This is a genomic window from Streptomyces sp. NBC_01012 (assembly GCF_045162755.1).
GTDB lineage: Bacteria > Actinomycetota > Actinomycetes > Streptomycetales > Streptomycetaceae > Streptomyces.
In genome coordinates this window covers 4,478,405-4,492,977 of sequence record NZ_CP108688.1, presented here as the reverse complement: position 1 = coordinate 4,492,977, position 14,573 = coordinate 4,478,405, and the positions used below count along the sequence as shown (strand labels likewise).

Annotated in this window: 13 protein-coding genes; 5 read left to right on the top strand and 8 right to left on the bottom strand. The window is 70.5% G+C overall.

The genetic code is table 11. The features are described 5' to 3' along the window. Positions 1 to 13: 13 nt before the first annotated feature. The 5 genes from OG623_RS20300 to OG623_RS20280 all read right to left on the bottom strand — a co-directional run bounded on the left by OG623_RS20300 (position 14) and on the right by OG623_RS20280 (position 6,408). Positions 14 to 1,171 (bottom strand): peptidase C39 family protein, encoded by a 1,158-nt coding sequence (locus OG623_RS20300; RefSeq protein WP_406148211.1) that lies wholly within the window; start codon positions 1,169 to 1,171, stop codon positions 14 to 16. Further along, positions 1,168 to 3,270: an iron ABC transporter permease gene (locus OG623_RS20295; RefSeq protein ID WP_406151926.1), complete on the bottom strand. Its 2,103-nt coding sequence runs from the start codon at positions 3,268 to 3,270 to the stop codon at positions 1,168 to 1,170. The genes OG623_RS20300 and OG623_RS20295 overlap by 4 nt, the downstream gene beginning before the upstream one ends. A 106-nt stretch (positions 3,271 to 3,376) precedes the next feature. Continuing rightward, positions 3,377 to 4,441: an iron-siderophore ABC transporter substrate-binding protein gene (locus OG623_RS20290; protein WP_406148210.1), complete on the bottom strand. Its 1,065-nt coding sequence runs from the start codon at positions 4,439 to 4,441 to the stop codon at positions 3,377 to 3,379. A 110-nt stretch (positions 4,442 to 4,551) separates the two neighbouring features. Beyond that, a complete protein-coding gene (locus OG623_RS20285; protein ID WP_406148209.1) occupies positions 4,552 to 5,418 on the bottom strand; it encodes an ABC transporter ATP-binding protein in 867 nt (288 codons plus the stop codon). Between the two features lie 114 nt (positions 5,419 to 5,532). Further along, positions 5,533 to 6,408 carry a helix-turn-helix domain-containing protein gene (locus tag OG623_RS20280; protein ID WP_406148208.1) on the bottom strand — a complete coding sequence of 292 codons (876 nt, stop codon included), beginning with the start codon at positions 6,406 to 6,408 and terminating at the stop codon, positions 5,533 to 5,535. Positions 6,409 to 6,557: 149 nt separating this feature from the next. Between OG623_RS20280 and OG623_RS20275 the strand changes: the two genes are divergently transcribed. Together OG623_RS20275 and OG623_RS20270 are read left to right on the top strand one after the other, a co-directional pair. Then, positions 6,558 to 7,673 carry a P1 family peptidase gene (locus OG623_RS20275; RefSeq protein ID WP_406148206.1) on the top strand — a complete coding sequence of 372 codons (1,116 nt, stop codon included), beginning with the start codon at positions 6,558 to 6,560 and terminating at the stop codon, positions 7,671 to 7,673. Positions 7,674 to 7,816: 143 nt separating this feature from the next. After that, positions 7,817 to 8,566 carry a DUF6227 family protein gene (locus OG623_RS20270; RefSeq protein ID WP_406148205.1) on the top strand — a complete coding sequence of 250 codons (750 nt, stop codon included), beginning with the start codon at positions 7,817 to 7,819 and terminating at the stop codon, positions 8,564 to 8,566. Positions 8,567 to 8,582: 16 nt separating this feature from the next. On the opposite strand, the gene OG623_RS20265 is transcribed toward OG623_RS20270, so the two are convergent. Further along, complete coding sequence (locus OG623_RS20265) at positions 8,583 to 10,127, bottom strand: MFS transporter (RefSeq protein ID WP_406148204.1); 1,545 nt, start codon at positions 10,125 to 10,127, stop codon at positions 8,583 to 8,585. Between the two features lie 61 nt (positions 10,128 to 10,188). On the opposite strand from OG623_RS20265, the gene OG623_RS20260 reads away from it, so the two are divergent. Continuing rightward, positions 10,189 to 11,175 carry a helix-turn-helix transcriptional regulator gene (locus tag OG623_RS20260; protein ID WP_406148202.1) on the top strand — a complete coding sequence of 329 codons (987 nt, stop codon included), beginning with the start codon at positions 10,189 to 10,191 and terminating at the stop codon, positions 11,173 to 11,175. 178 nt (positions 11,176 to 11,353) lie between these two features. Here OG623_RS20260 and OG623_RS20255 read toward each other — a convergent pair whose 3' ends face one another. Beyond that, on the bottom strand, positions 11,354 to 12,355 hold the full coding sequence (locus tag OG623_RS20255) for an RNA polymerase sigma factor RpoD/SigA (protein WP_406148200.1): 1,002 nt from the start codon (positions 12,353 to 12,355) through the stop codon (positions 11,354 to 11,356). Positions 12,356 to 12,505: 150 nt separating this feature from the next. Between OG623_RS20255 and OG623_RS20250 the strand changes: the two genes are divergently transcribed. Further along, positions 12,506 to 13,063 carry a GNAT family N-acetyltransferase gene (locus OG623_RS20250; protein ID WP_406148198.1) on the top strand — a complete coding sequence of 186 codons (558 nt, stop codon included), beginning with the start codon at positions 12,506 to 12,508 and terminating at the stop codon, positions 13,061 to 13,063. Positions 13,064 to 13,133: 70 nt separating this feature from the next. Here OG623_RS20250 and OG623_RS20245 read toward each other — a convergent pair whose 3' ends face one another. Further along, a complete protein-coding gene (locus OG623_RS20245; protein WP_406148196.1) occupies positions 13,134 to 13,916 on the bottom strand; it encodes a dioxygenase in 783 nt (260 codons plus the stop codon). A gap of 128 nt (positions 13,917 to 14,044) precedes the next feature. On the opposite strand from OG623_RS20245, the gene OG623_RS20240 reads away from it, so the two are divergent. Continuing rightward, positions 14,045 to 14,557 carry a MarR family winged helix-turn-helix transcriptional regulator gene (locus OG623_RS20240; RefSeq protein ID WP_406148194.1) on the top strand — a complete coding sequence of 171 codons (513 nt, stop codon included), beginning with the start codon at positions 14,045 to 14,047 and terminating at the stop codon, positions 14,555 to 14,557. The last annotated feature ends 16 nt before the right edge of the window (positions 14,558 to 14,573 follow it).

The following is a 14,573-nucleotide window of genomic DNA, read 5'->3' as shown; positions in this document are numbered from 1 at the left end:
CGGTTATGCACCCTTATGATGTGTGCGCATCGCCCAGGTGGCCCGACGTATCGCTCCCCTGCGGGCGACCGATGGTCACGGCTCCGCGGAAGCCGTCCACGGACGCGGACGACATGGCCGACATGGTGTCCAGGGACGCGTCGGGGACGGGCAGCATATGGGCGTCGACCCAGGTGTCCCCCGCGACCGCGTGGGCCCACGGGTCCTCGATCACGACGGCACCGGGTACGACGCCGTGGCAGAGCACCCAGTGCGGCACGTCGAACCCCTGCATCCCGACGAGCGAGACCAGGAGCAGCACATGTTCCCGGCGGCCGATCGCACTGCGGATCCCGGCCAGGGGGAGCCGACTCGCGTCGACCGGGACGCCGATCCGTCCGGCCTCGGTACGCGAGGTGCGCTGGAGCAGGGCACGCCACTCCTGTTCCTCCGCCGGGTAGTGGTCGAGCAGGACGGGCAGGTCCGTATCGAGGTGGACCGTGACGGGAGACGTCGGCCATGCCCGGCGCACGGCGACACCCAGCCCGACGGGTTCGCACGCGGGGAAGTTGGTCGCGCCACGCCACAGCGTCAGCTCCGCCTCGCGGTCGAGCACCTCCCCCTCCACCGGCGGCGTTCCCGCGTGCGCCTGCGCCACCAGGGCGGTGACGGCGCCGCACGTGAAGTGCGTGGTCTGCCGGTAGTACGGCGGCTCGGTCCCCGCGCCGTCGCACAGCCAGCGGACGTAACCGGTATCCGGTCCCGCCCCGTCCTCCGGCGGCACGGCGGGAGGACGCAGCGGAGCGAAACCGGCAGCTGCGGCATCCTCCGGACTCGCCGTCCACCCTTCCCACTTGACCTGTACGAGCCCCTGCTCGCGCGCCTGCGCGACGACGGCCCCGACCGCTGCCCGCACATCACCGACGACGTCGACGATCTTCAGGTACCCCGTGCGCGGGCGCGCCGTCACGAGCGCGGCAGCGACCCGGTCGGCACCGTCCTCACCGGGTACGGCCACGATGCGAGGGGCGTGGGCGGAGCGGTCGACCGTCTTCCAGCGCTCCGGCACCTCTAGTCCGAACCGGCTCAGCGGGTCCGGTGACGTGTCCGGGTCGAAGGGGACGACGACGCTACGCACAAGTGCTCCTGACGGGCCGAAGGGGACGAGGGACGGGGAGTGTGGGTGCGTCATGCGCGGGACTGCCGGAGCACCCGGACGAAGTACGGCGCACCGACCAGGGCGATCATGAGGCCCGCCGGCACCTGGGACGGTGCGACGAGCGTGCGGCCGAGGGCGTCGGCCACGCAGACCAGCACCGCGCCGAGCAGCATCGAGACGGGGATCGACCGTCCGTGCCTGGCGCCCACCAGTGAGCGGGCGAGGTGCGGCGCGACGAGTCCCACGAAGCCGACGACACCGACGGCGATCACGCTGAGCGCCGCGAGTACCGCGGCGACCGTCAGGGCCGTGAAGCGCACGCGCGCGGGCCGGACGCCGACGATGCGCGGGGTGTCCTCGTCGACCGCGAGCAGGTCGAGCCGACTGCGCATGGCGAGCAGCAGGGGAAGCGCGAGCGCCAGCGCCACGACGACCGGTACGACGTCGGAGAACGTGCGCCCGTACGTCGTCCCGGAGAGCCAGGTGAAGATCCGGGGCGTGTTGTACGGGTCGGCACGCAGCAGGAGGAAGGTGGTGATGGCGTTGATGCCGTATCCGCAGCCGATGCCGATCAGGACGAACCGGTCGGGCAGGAAGCCGCCGCGCCACGACAGCAGGGCGATCACCGCGAACGTGGCGAGCCCTGTCACGATCGCCGCCACGATGAGCAGGGGTCGTCCGCCGGACAGTCCCGACGTGACGACGCACACCGCGCCGAGCCCCGCGCCCGCCGTGATGCCGAGGATGCCCGGCTCCGCCAGCGGATTGCGTACCGCGCCCTGTACGACACATCCGGCCAGTCCTAGTGCCGCGCCGGCGACGATCGCGGCCATCACCCGCGGGACCCGGTCGTCGAGCGCCTGCCCGATCAGGTCGGGGGCGGTTCCCTGGATCCAGAGCCCGATGTCCCCCATGCGCAGCCAGAGACTTCCCGCCAGCACCGCCACGACGGCCGCCACGACCAGGAGTGCCACCGCTGCCAGCACCACCAGGAGGAACGCGCGACGCGACCGTGCGGCGACCCGCGCGTGCGGTGGTTGGCTGATCCGGCCCGTGTCGCGCAGGCGGAGCGCGAGGACCACGATCACGATCGAGCCGAGCAGTGCGGTCGGGACTCCGGTGGGTATGGAGGCCGCCCCGTCCGCGCCCTGCACCGCGCGCAGTGTCGCGTCCGCGAGCAGGATGAGCAGCGCGCCGAGCAGCCCGGCCGCCGGTACGAGGACGAGGTGCGGGCGCAGCGATGTGACCCGCCCCGCGAGCAGTCGGGCCAGGACCGGGGCGCCGAGGCCGACGAAGGCGATCGGGCCCGCGAGCGTCACCGCGGTGCTGGACAGCAGCACCGCGCAGATCACGGCGGTCACACGGGTGGCCCGGATCGGCACGCCGAGGGTGGACGCGGCGTCGTCACCGAGGTTCATCACGTCGAGCCGCCGGGACAGCGCCAGGGCGACGCACAGCACCACGGCCACGAGCGGGAAGGCGCGTACGGACGCGTCGATGTTCAGCTGGACGAGCGAACCGCTCCCCCAGGCGAACAGGCCGGTCGTGTTCTGCTTGAAAAGGATGAGGACCATCCCGGTCGCCGAGTCCAGGGCCATGGCCATCGCCGATCCGGCGAGGATCAGGCGGGTGCCCGACGTACCCGCGGACCGGCCCGCGAGTGCCAGTACGACCGCCGCCGCTGCCAGCCCACCGGCGAAGGCGACCGCACCCGACGCCCAGAGCGGTACGGAGAGACCGAAGGCCGCGACGAGCGACAGCGTGAAGTAGGCCCCGGCCGAGACCGCGAGGGTGTCGGGGGATGCGAGCGTGTTGTGCGTGACGGACTGCAGCAGCGCACCGGCCGAGCCGAGGGCGATGCCCACGGCCACTCCCGCGAGCAGGCGCGGCAGGCGCGATCCGGTGAGGATCTCACCGACCGGAGCCCCGCCGGTGCTGTCCCGGTCACCCGCGAGGTACCGCACCAGGTCGCCGAACCCGACGCCCGATGTCCCCTGCGTCAGGTGCCACATGCCCACCAGCGCGGTCAGGACGAGAAGGAGGGCCAGGACGGCCACCCCGGTGGGACCGCTGCCGCGCTCCGCGCGCGGCAGCGCTTCCCTCCGGGGTGCCGGTGTACGCGGTGAGCCCACCTTCGGCGATGTACTCACGTCCTGCGGTGCGTTCACTTCACGTCCTGCCGGTTCACGTCCTGCGGTGCGTACACACCGTGCGGTGCGTACACGTCGTGCGGTGTGCTCACTTCTTGTCGAGCACGTCGACGTAGGCGTCGATCGCCTGCTCGCAGGAGCGCGGACCGCCCGCGCCCCACACCCGCGCCGGGAAGGCGTGGGCGCGGCCTTCCTTCACCGCCGGGATGGTCTTCCAGAGCGGGTTCTTCTCCAGCTCGGCGACGTATCCGCCGGCCCCCTCGTCATTGGCGTAGAAGAGGTTGGCGTCGCCCACCGATGTAAGTCCCTCGACATCGGTCTGCGCGAGGCCGTAGGAGGGGTCGACGCCTCCGTCGCCGTGTGCCTTGTTGACGTCGTCGGTCCACGCGGACTTCATTCCGAGCTCTTCACCGATCTCGGTGAACAGGGCGCCCTTGCTGTAGGGACGGATCGTGAGGTTGCCGCCCTCCAGCCACCCGTCGAAGAACAGGAAGTCCTTCGTCGGCAGATCGGCGTCGTTGACCTGCTTCTTCGCCGCCACCTGGTGGTCGTCGAACTCCTTGAGCACCTGGTCGGCCCGCTCGGTGCGCCCCGTCGCCTTGCCGATCATGCTGAACACGTCCCGCATGTTCCCGATCGGGTCCTTCGGGTTCGCCCCCTTGGTGGCCATCACGGGGACGCCTCGCTTCTCCAGCTTCACGAGGGTCTCGTCGTCGGCGTCGAACGCCTCCACGACGATCAGGTCGGGCTTCGCCGCGTAGAGGGTGTCGAGGTCGGGCTCCTCACGGGTGCCGATGTCGGTCACCCCGCCGGGCAGCTTCTCCGCGCTGACCCAGGTGCTGTAGCCCTTCGCGTCGGAGACCGCGGTGGGGGTGACGCACAAGGTCAGTGCGTCCTCGACCTGCTGCCATTCCAGGACCGCGATCCGCTTGGCCGGCTTGTCGAGCTTCACCTGGCGGCCCACGCCGTCCTTGAAGGAGACCGGCTTCGTCGAGGTGGCCGTGGTGTCCGCCGCGCAGTCCTTCGACGCGGGCGAGGCGCTGGCGCTGCTGGTGGCCGTGGCCTTGTCGACATCGGTCGTGCCGCAAGCCGTCGCGGCGAGGACTATGAGCCCTGTGGAGGCTGACGCCGCCAGGCGATGGGCACGGTTCATGACTGATCCTCTTTCTTGTTCTTGCGATGAAGCGATGAATTGCGAGGAGTCGCAGCGGCGGATGTGCCGCTTCAGGCGCGGGGTTGGCGTGGCGTTGACGTCCGGCCGCCTCAGGCGGGGTGGCGTCCGATCGGGTCGATACGGAGACGGCCCGTGCGCGGGTCGATGCCGACATCGACCCGGATGTCGTAGACCTCGCCGATGTTCTCGGCGGTGAGGACGTCGGCCGGTGCGCCCGCCGCGTGCACACGGCCGGAACGCATCAGGACCAAGGTGTCCGCGACACGTGACGCCTGGTCGAGGTCGTGCAGCACGATCCCGACCGCGATGCCGTGCTCCTCGACGAGGTCGCGTACGAGGTCGAGGGTCTCGACCTGGTAGCGAAGATCCAGGTGGTTGGTCGGTTCGTCCAGCAGTACGACGCCGGTGTCCTGGGCCAGACAGGCCGCGAGCCAGACGCGCTGCATCTCGCCGCCGGAGAGTTCCCCGACCGGCCTGTCCGACATCTCCCGCACACCCGTGACGCCCATGGCGTGGTCGATGGCGCTCCGGTCGTCGGCGGTGAGTCCGGCGAAGCCGCGCCGGTAGGGGTGCCGTCCGAACGCCACGACCTCCGTGACCGTCAGCCCCTGGGGCGCGGGCCTCGACTGGGAGAACAGCGTGACCTCACGGGCGAACTGCCGGGCGCTGAGCAGAGCCGCGTCGCGCTCGGACGGGCCGTCGGGGGCGCCGAGCGTGACCCTGCCGCCGTCCACCCGGTGCAGTCGGGAGAGCGCACGCAGCAGCGTGGACTTCCCGCTGCCGTTCGGCCCCACCAGGGCGGTCGCGCGGCCGGGTTCCAGGGCCAGCGAGACACCGTGGACGACCTGGGTGCCGCTGTAACGCAGCACCAGGTCGTGCCCGTTGAGGGCCGAGGCCGCCGGCGTGGCGGGATCGGCCACGGGCCGGTCGGCGCTCCGGGAGGGGCTTGTGAACATGGGTGGTCCGGATGCTCGGAGGGGCAGGGCGGCGGCACCCTCCGCCGTACCCGGCGAGCAAACTAAGGGTTGCCTAACTCCAAGAAGGGTATGTTCCGCTTGTCATGTCGGCAATCAGGAGTTTTGGACAGGCAATACGGGATTCCGGACATCCCGTGGACCGTCATCGATGATGTCGAAGAACGCGCCCGGCGTGGTGCCCATGACCCTTCGGAAAGAGGCGATGAAGGTGCTGGGCTGCGCGTAGCCGAGCATCTCGGACACGGTTGTCACATCGAGCCCGTCCGAGAGCAGCGTCAGCGCCTGATGCACCCGCAGCGCCTGCCGCCACTGCGCGAAGGACAGCCCCGTCGCGTGACGGAAGGCACGGGTGATGGTGCGCTCGCTGATGCCCAGCCGTCGCGCCCACTCCTCCAGCGACCGGCAGTCGGCCGGATCGTCCAGCAGGGCTTCGGCGATCGCGTCGATCCGGGCGTCGCCGGGCAGTTGCAGGACGAACTGGCGCTCCGACGGCTGGAGCACGTCGAACACGACCGACTCCGCCCGCGCCCTGGCCGCCGCGTCCAGGTCCGAGCTGGACAGATGGTTCAGCAGTGACTCCAGGAGCGGCGTCATCGCGATCGCCCTCGGCTCCTGGAAGGCGATCGGCGCACGGTCGGGGGCGAAGAAGGCCTCGTAGAACTTCGCGCCCGCCGTCGCCCTGCCGCCATGCACCAGTCCGGCGGGCATCCACAGCCCCTGCCCCTCGGACACGGTGAAGACGCGGTCAGCCACCCGGGACGTCAGCGTTCCCCCGCGCACCCAGACGAGCTCGTGCAGGGCATGCGCGTGGGGTGCCCACTCCGTGGGGACACGGGGAATCCGGAGCCCGGCGATGATGGCGAAAGGGGCTGTCGCCTGCTCGGGGATCGGTGCGACCTCGCGCAGCACGGTGCCTGCCTCGCGCCGCCACATCCCGGGGCGCGCGTCGCCACGGGACGGTCGGACCATGCGGCCGATTCTATCCGGGGCGGGCGCCCCGCCGGGTGGTGCGTTCCGACACATCTCCCCCTCCCCCGGCTGCCGCCTGTACGTTCGCCGGTACGCGGCGATCCCCGCCACGCACGCTCTCGCCCGCCCTCGCCCAGGAGGAGCTCGCCATGACCGAGGAACGGCCCGGCCAGGGTCCGCTGGACGCACTCACGGACGTCGCGGGGATCCGCGTCGGGCACGCCCGGGTGCCGGGCGAGGGCGCGTTGAGCGGCACCACCGTCGTCCTCGCCCCCGAGGGCGGAGCCGTGGCGGCCGTCGACGTACGAGGAGGGGGCCCCGGCACCAGGGAGACCGACGCGCTCGATCCGCGCAATCTGGTGCAGCGGATCGACGCGGTCGTCCTGACCGGCGGCAGCGCGTACGGTCTCGACGCGGCGTCCGGTGTGATGGCCTGGCTGGAGGAGCGGGGGCGCGGCGTCCAGGTCGGCCCCGATCCCTCCCAGGTGGTGCCGGTGGTTCCGGCGGCCTGCCTCTTCGATCTGGGCCGGGGCGGCGCATGGCGGGCCCGCCCCGACGCGTCGACCGGCCGTGCCGCCGTGGAGGCCGCCGCCTCTTCAGGACCGGGCGCACAGGTCTCCGAGGGCACGGTGGGCGCGGGCACGGGTGCGGTGGCCGGGAGGCTCAAGGGCGGTGTCGGCACGGCCAGTATCCGCCTGGCCTCGGGCATCACGGTCGCCGCACTGGCCGTCGTCAACGCCGCCGGTTCGGTCCTCGACCCGGTGACAGGGGTGCTGTACGGGGAGTACGGCGCCGAAGAGCCGCCCGCGCACCCGGCGTCGGAGGTACACGAGGCCGCGCGCCGGCGGCTGGCCGAGATCCAGGGCGCGCGGGAGGCGCACGCGAAACGGGCGGGCGCGCCGGAGGACGAGACACGGAGCGGCGACTCACGGGCGGGCAGTGTCCTCAACACCACGATCGCCGTCGTCGCCACCGACGCCGCCCTCACCCGGGCCCAGGCGCAGAAGCTCGCGGGCACGGCGCACGACGGGCTGGCGCGCGCCGTCAGGCCGGTCCATCTGCTCACCGACGGGGACACCGTCTTCGCACTCTCCACCGGCCGGCTGCCACTGCCCCCGGAGCCCGTCACGGCACTCAACGGCATTCTGGCCGCGGGGGCAGATGCCCTGGCCCGCGCCATTGTGAAGGCCGTCAGGGCGGCCGAGGGCGTCGATGGCCCCGGAGGCACGTTCCCCTCGTACGGCGAGCTCTACGGCACGCCCTGAACACACCTGTGCACCGTGACGAACAGCCGGGAACTTTCTGCGTGCGCGGTACGTTTTTTGCGAACCCCGGTCACGATGTCAGACCCAGGGACTACGTTATGCACGCATCGGGTAACACGCGGCGACGGCCTGGAGACAGCACCTTGAGCGATCCGTACGAGACAACCGAGCAGCACCTCGAGCGACTCCTGCGATGCGCCCTCAACTCCTTCGACCTGTCCGACACCACGGTCGGCCGGCTCGGGACGGCGCTGGCGCACAGCAGCGCCCTGCATTCGTCCCACCACAGCGCCGTGCTGCACCGCGAGACCTACAAACACACCTACCTGCTCTCCGACGGCACCACGGTCACCCTGTGGGAGCTGGTGCACGGCGGCGGCAGAGACGCCGTCCCCGCCCCTCTCCGCCACGAGCTGTACGACGACGAGGGCGATGCCCAGCTCGCCGCGGCGCGTCTCGCCGGCAGCTTCTGGGACACCCCCGCCCTCGGTGACGAGGGCCTGCGGGAGGAGCTGGAGGCGTTCACCCTGCTCATGAGCGTCCCACCCGCCCCCGTGCCCCGTATGTACGCCCAGGACAATTCGGCGGACCACGCCCGCCGGGTCCTGCGCCGCGCAGAGAACGGCGACCGGCCCGGCGACGGGACGGCCGGACTCCTCCGGGCCGCCTTCGCCCATCACATCACCCAGGTCTTCGGCCGCCAGTTCCACGTCGACGGACGGGACGCCGGCTTCACGCTCTACGAGCACGCCTTCCTCCTCCTGGACGGCACCGAGACGAGCCTGTGGGAGGTGGAGCACACGGCCACACCCGACGGCCGGCACATGTGCGAGGTCTACGACGACGAGCAGGCCGCCCGCCTGGCCATGGAGGACCGTACCCGGATCTGCTGACCCGGGTACGGCAGGTTCAGCTCGTCAGCGCGGGCTCGTTCGGCAGACCGTCGTCCTGGGCCTGATCCGAAGCCCCAGCCTGGTCCGGGGCCTGATCCTCGTCCGGGCTCACCCGAGGCCTCGCCGGCAGGGCGAACATCACGAGGAAGATCACCGCGAGCACCCCGGCCACCCACCACAGCGACCGCTGGAACGCCTCCACGAACGCCGCGCCCATCGCCTCCGGCGGCAGCCGGTCCCCGATCGAGCCGAAGAAGACCACCGAGACGAGGCCGAGCCCCAGCGCCGTACCCATCTGCTGCACGGTGTTGATCAGCCCGGACGCGGAACCCGAGTGCTCCTTCGGCACCCCGGAGAGCACCGCGTCCGTCAGCGGAGCCACGATCAGCCCCATGCCCACGCCCATGACCACCAGCGGGAGCACCATCTGCCAGGGGGTGATGGCCGTTCCGTAGCGCCCGGCCTCCCAGACGTACAGCAGCAGTCCGGCGATCATCAGCAGCGCGCCCGCCTGAAGCACCTTGCGGCCGAAGCGGGGCACCAGCTTCTGTACGGAGATCCCGGCCGCGCAGGAGACGGCGACCGAGAACGGGATGCCCGTCGAGCCGGCGCGCAGGGCGCTCCAGCCGAGCCCCATCTGCAAGTAGAGCGTCCAGACCAGGAAGAAGATCCCCAGGGCGATACCGAAGGTCAACTGCACGGCTGTGCCCGCCGCGAAGCTCTTCACCCGGAACAGCGACAGTTCGATGAGCGGTGAGCCGTCCCGGTCCGCCTTCCGACGCTCGAACAGGACGAGCGCCGCGAACACCAGGAGGCTTGCGGCCATCGATACATGACCCCAGAGCGGCCAGCCAAGGTCTCGTCCCCGAGTCAGCGGGTAGAGCAGCATGAGGAGCCCGAGCGTCACCAGGGCCACGCCGGTCAGGTCGAGCCGGAGCGCCTTCGGCGCCTTGGACTCGCTGATGAACTTCCGCCCGAGCAGCAGTCCGGCGATGCCGACCGGCAGGTTGATCAGGAAGATCGGCCGCCATTGGAGACCGAAGAGGTTCCACTCGGTGAGCAGGGCGCCCAGCAGAGGCCCCGACACCGCACCCAGCCCGACGATCGCCCCGAACAGCCCGAAGACCTTTCCGCGCTCGTGCGCCGGGAAGGTGGCATGCACGATCGACAGCACCTGCGGCACCATCAGCGCGGCCATGCCGCCCTGGAGGATGCGAGAGGCGACCAGCATCTCCGGGTTCGCGGCGAAGCCGCAGAGGGCTGAGGCGATCGTGAAACCGCCGATGCCGATGAGGAAGAGCCGCTTGCGGCCGTAGATGTCGCCGAGCCGGCCGCCGGTGATCAGTCCGGCGGCGAAGGCCAGCGCGTAACCGGCGGTGATCCACTGGATCGAGGTGAACGAGGCCCCGGTGTCCCGTGTGATGCTCGGGATGGCGATGTTGACGATCGTGACATCGACCAGGTCCATGAAGGCCGCGGTCATCACGATCGCGAGCGCGAACCAGCGACGCCGGTCCACCGGCTGCGGCGGCGTGGCCGGCAGAGATTCGGATGAAGTCATGCGGCGAAGCTAGAGGGCCAACAGGTCAGGTAGTGACCTAATGGATGGGCATCCTGTACGCATGACCGACACCCCGGCACGACTGCTGAAACTGCTGTCGCTCCTCCAGACCCCGCGCGAGTGGCCTGGCAGCGAACTGGCCGACCGGCTCGACGTCACCCCGCGCACCATCCGCCGCGACATCGACCGGCTCCGTGAACTCGGCTATCCGGTCGAGGCCTCGCGCGGTTCGGTCGGCGGATACCGCCTGGTCGCGGGCTCCGCCATGCCGCCGCTCCTCCTGGACGACGAGGAGGCGGTGGCCATCGCGGTGGGCCTGCGGGCCGGGGCGGGTCACGCCATCGAAGGCGTCGACGAGGCGTCCGTACGCGCCCTGGCCAAACTGGAGCAGGTACTTCCGTCCCGGCTGCGGCACCGGGTCTCCTCCTTGCAGAACGCCACCGTGCCGCTCACCCGAGGCGACGGCTCGACCATCGACCCGCACACGCTCACCACGATCGCCTCGGCGGTCACCGGGCGGGAGCGGCTGCGCTTCGCCTACCGGGCGGGCGACGGGACCGGCTCCAGACGGCAGGCCGAGCCGTACCGCCTGGTGAGCACGGGCAACCGCTGGTATCTCGTGGCGTACGACATGGATCGCGAGGACTGGCGCACCTTCCGGGTGGACCGGGTGAGTGAGCCCTTCGTCACCGGGTCCCGCTTCATCCCGCGTGAGCTGCCCACCGGGGGCGGGGACGCGGCGGAGTTCCTCGCCGGCTCGATGGCGCGTACGCAGCCCGGACTGCACCTGGACGTGACCTTCCAGGCGCCGGCGGGCTTCGTGACGGCGCGGCTGCCCGCGACGCTCGGTGCGGTGGAGCCGACGGATGAGCAGAGCTGCCGGCTGCGCACGGTCTCCTTCGACTCGCTGGAGTGGGTGGCACTGCGGCTCGCGCTCGTGGACTGCGAGTTCGAGGTACACGGGCCCGACCGTCTGCTGGAGTACCTCGGCGGACTGGGTACCCGCCTGACCCGCGCCGCGTCGTCCGGCGGAAGGCAGAAGGCGTAGGGAGGGAGGCGTAAGGAGGAGGCGGAACACGGGGGCGGGACGCGGGAGGCGGGGCGGACATGAATGAGCCCCGGCGCCGGGGGGGGGTGGGCGCCGGGACTCAGCTCAGGGGACCGGAAGGAGACCGGTCGTCGGGCCGGTGCGAACCGGCTTGATGGGGAGATTACGGGTTATTCGCTCACGCCGCAGCGTCAAAGCCCGTGTCGTGAGCCATTCGCTTCAATTCGAGCAATGCGTGCTTCTCGATCTGACGGATCCGCTCCCGCGTCAGACCGTGCTGCTTGCCCACCTCGGTGAGGGTCCGCTCACGGCCGTCCTCGATGCCGTACCGCATCTTGATGATGGAGGCGGTGCGGTTGTCGAGCTTGCCGATCAGGTCCTCGAGCTCCTCGCTGCGCAGCAGCGTCATGACGGACTGCTCGGGCGACACGGCGGAGGTGTCCTCCAGCAGGTCCCCGAACTGCGTGTCGCCGTCGTCGTCCACGGACATGTTCAGGCTGACCGGGTCGCGGGCCCAGTCCAGGACGTTACCGACGCGCTCGGCGTTGGAGTCGAGCTCGGCGGCGATCTCCGTGTGGTCCGGGTCGCGCCCGTGTTCACGGTTGAATTCACGCTGCACGCGCCTGATCCTGCCGAGCTCCTCCACGAGGTGGACGGGCAGCCGGATCGTGCGGGACTGGTCGGCGATGGAACGGGTGATGGCCTGCCGGATCCACCAGGTGGCGTACGTGGAGAACTTGAAGCCCTTGGCATAGTCGAACTTCTCGACCGCGCGCACCAGGCCGGCGTTCCCCTCCTGGATCAGGTCGAGCAGGGGCAGGCCCGCCCTGGGGTAGCGCCTGGCCACGGCAACGACGAGCCGGAGGTTGGAGCGGATGAATATGTCCTTGGCGCGCTCGCTCTCGGCGACCAGCGCCTCCAGCTCCTCACGCTTCGCTCCGCCGGCTTCGCTCTCCACCACTCCGTCGAGGATCTGCTGGGCGAAGACGCCCGCCTCGATCGCCTGGGAGAGCTCGACCTCCTTGGCGGCGTCGAGCAGTGGTGTACGAGCGATCTCGTCCAGGTACATGCCGACCAGGTCGCGATCGGCGATCTCCCCGCCTGTGGCGCGAACACTGCTTGCCCGGTCGGTCCCGCCGGTGCTGGCGGACGTACGACGGGCGACGGCACGGGTTGCCATGCGTGCTCCCTTGCTGAGTAGGTCGCGACACCCTCCCGGGTGCCCTGCATCCGATGGAAACAACGACTGGAATCCGGACAGAATTCCCACGGGGACCATTCACTTTCGAGATCATGCAGTACCCTGTCGCCCAAAAAATGAGGACACAACGTGCAGATACCCGCAAAAGTGCAGGTCAGGCCGGGCGCGGAGGCCGACCTGGGGGCCCTCACAGACATCTACAACCATTACGTCCGTGAGACCGCGCTCACCTTCGACACGGTCGCCTTCACCCGGGACGAGCGCCTGCCGTGGTTGCACTCCCACCCGGAAGACGGCCCCCACCGGCTCCTGGTTGCTTCGGATCCGGATACCCGGCACGACGCGCCGTATGTCCTCGGCTACGCCACCAGCAGCCCGTACCGCCCGAAGGCCGCCTACAGCACCTCGGTCGAGGTGAGCGTGTACTGCGCACCCGGCACCACGGGCCGCGGCATCGGCACCCTCCTGTACGAGGCACTGTTCGACGCCCTGTCCGGCGAGGACGTCCACCGCGCCTATGCGGCGATCGCGCTGCCCAACGAGCCGTCGGTGCGGCTGCACGACACCTTCGGCTTCCGGCACGTCGGGACGTACACGGAGGTGGGCCGCAAGTTCGGCAGCTACTGGGACGTGTCCTGGTACGAGAAGCGACTGCGGGGGACGCCCCCACAGGAGCCCGGCCGCTGAGCGCCGTACGGACACGGCCGGCCCGGCGTCACAGGGACCCGGCCGCTCAGGGCCGTAGAGGCCCGGCCGCTCAGCCGAACTGCACCGAGCGCTTGGCCAGCCCCAGCCAGAAGCCGTCGATGACGCTGCGCCCCTGATCCAGCTCACCCTCGGCCGCGCCCAGGGTCACGAACAGCGGCGCGAAGTGCTCCGTACGGGGGTGGGCGAGGCGGCCCGCCGGTGAGACGTGCTCGAAGTCCAGCAGGGAGTCGATGTCCTGCCCCTGCAGCGCCCGGTGCCCCCAGTCGTCGAACTCCGCCGACCAGCCCGGGGTGCCGCCACCGGGGTGCCGCAGCGCCGCCAGGTTGTGTGTGAAGAAGCCGCTCCCGACGATCAGCACGCCCTCGTCGCGCAGCGGGGCCAGCTTGCGTCCGATGGCCATCAGCTTCTGCGGGTCGAGCGTCGGCATCGAGATCTGGAGCACGGGGATGTCGGCATCCGGGAACATCTCGACCAGCGGCACGTACGCCCCGTGGTCGAGACCGCGGTCGGGGATGTCCTGGACCGGGGTCCCGGCGCCGCGCAGCAGCTTACGGACGTCGTCCGCGAGCTTCGGGGCCCCCGGGGCGGCGTAACGCACCTGGTAGTAGTGCTCGGGGAAGCCCCAGAAGTCGTAGACCAGCGGCACGGTCCTGGTGGCACCGAGTGCCAGCGGGGCCTCCTCCCAGTGCGCGGACACCATCAGGATCGCCTTGGGGCGCGGCAGCCCGGCCGACCAGGCGGCCAGCTCGCCGGGCCAGACCGGATCGTCGGCGAGCGGCGGCGCGCCGTGCGAGAGGTAGAGGGCGGGCATGCGCTCCGTGGTGGTTGTCATGACGCTCCCATTCCGCTGCCGATCAAGGTATGTGTGTTCTACACAGGTAACGGAAACTTGAAGATTCAAGTTCCAACTACCAGAGACCTTAGCTCTATCTAGTTCAACTTTCAAGAAAAGGTCGTACAGTGGAGTACATGACCACGGCATCCCACGGTGGGCCCCGGTGGCTCACCGACGAAGAGCAGAGCGTGTGGCAGGCCTATCTCCAGGCCACCGCGCTCATGGAGGACCACCTCGACCGTCAGTTGCAGCGCGATGCCCGCATGCCGCACGTCTACTACGGACTGCTCGTCCACCTCTCCCGTGCCCCTCGGCGGCGCAAGCGCATGACCGAGCTGGCCAAGGACGCCAAGATCACGCGCTCGCGTCTCTCGCACGCCGTGGCCAGGCTGGAGAAGAACGGCTGGGTCCGCCGCGAGAACTGCCGCACCGACAAGCGCGGCCAGAACGCGATCCTCACCGACGAGGGCGAGGCCATGCTGGCGCGGTCCGCACCGGGGCACGTCGAAGCCGTACGTCAGGCGATGTTCGACCGGCTCAGCCCTGAGCAGGTGAAACACCTCGGCGAGATCATGCAGGTCATCGCCTCAGGCCTGCAGCCGGAAGGCACGGACACAGACCTGCCCTGGCTCCGCTGAGCGGAACCAGGGCAGA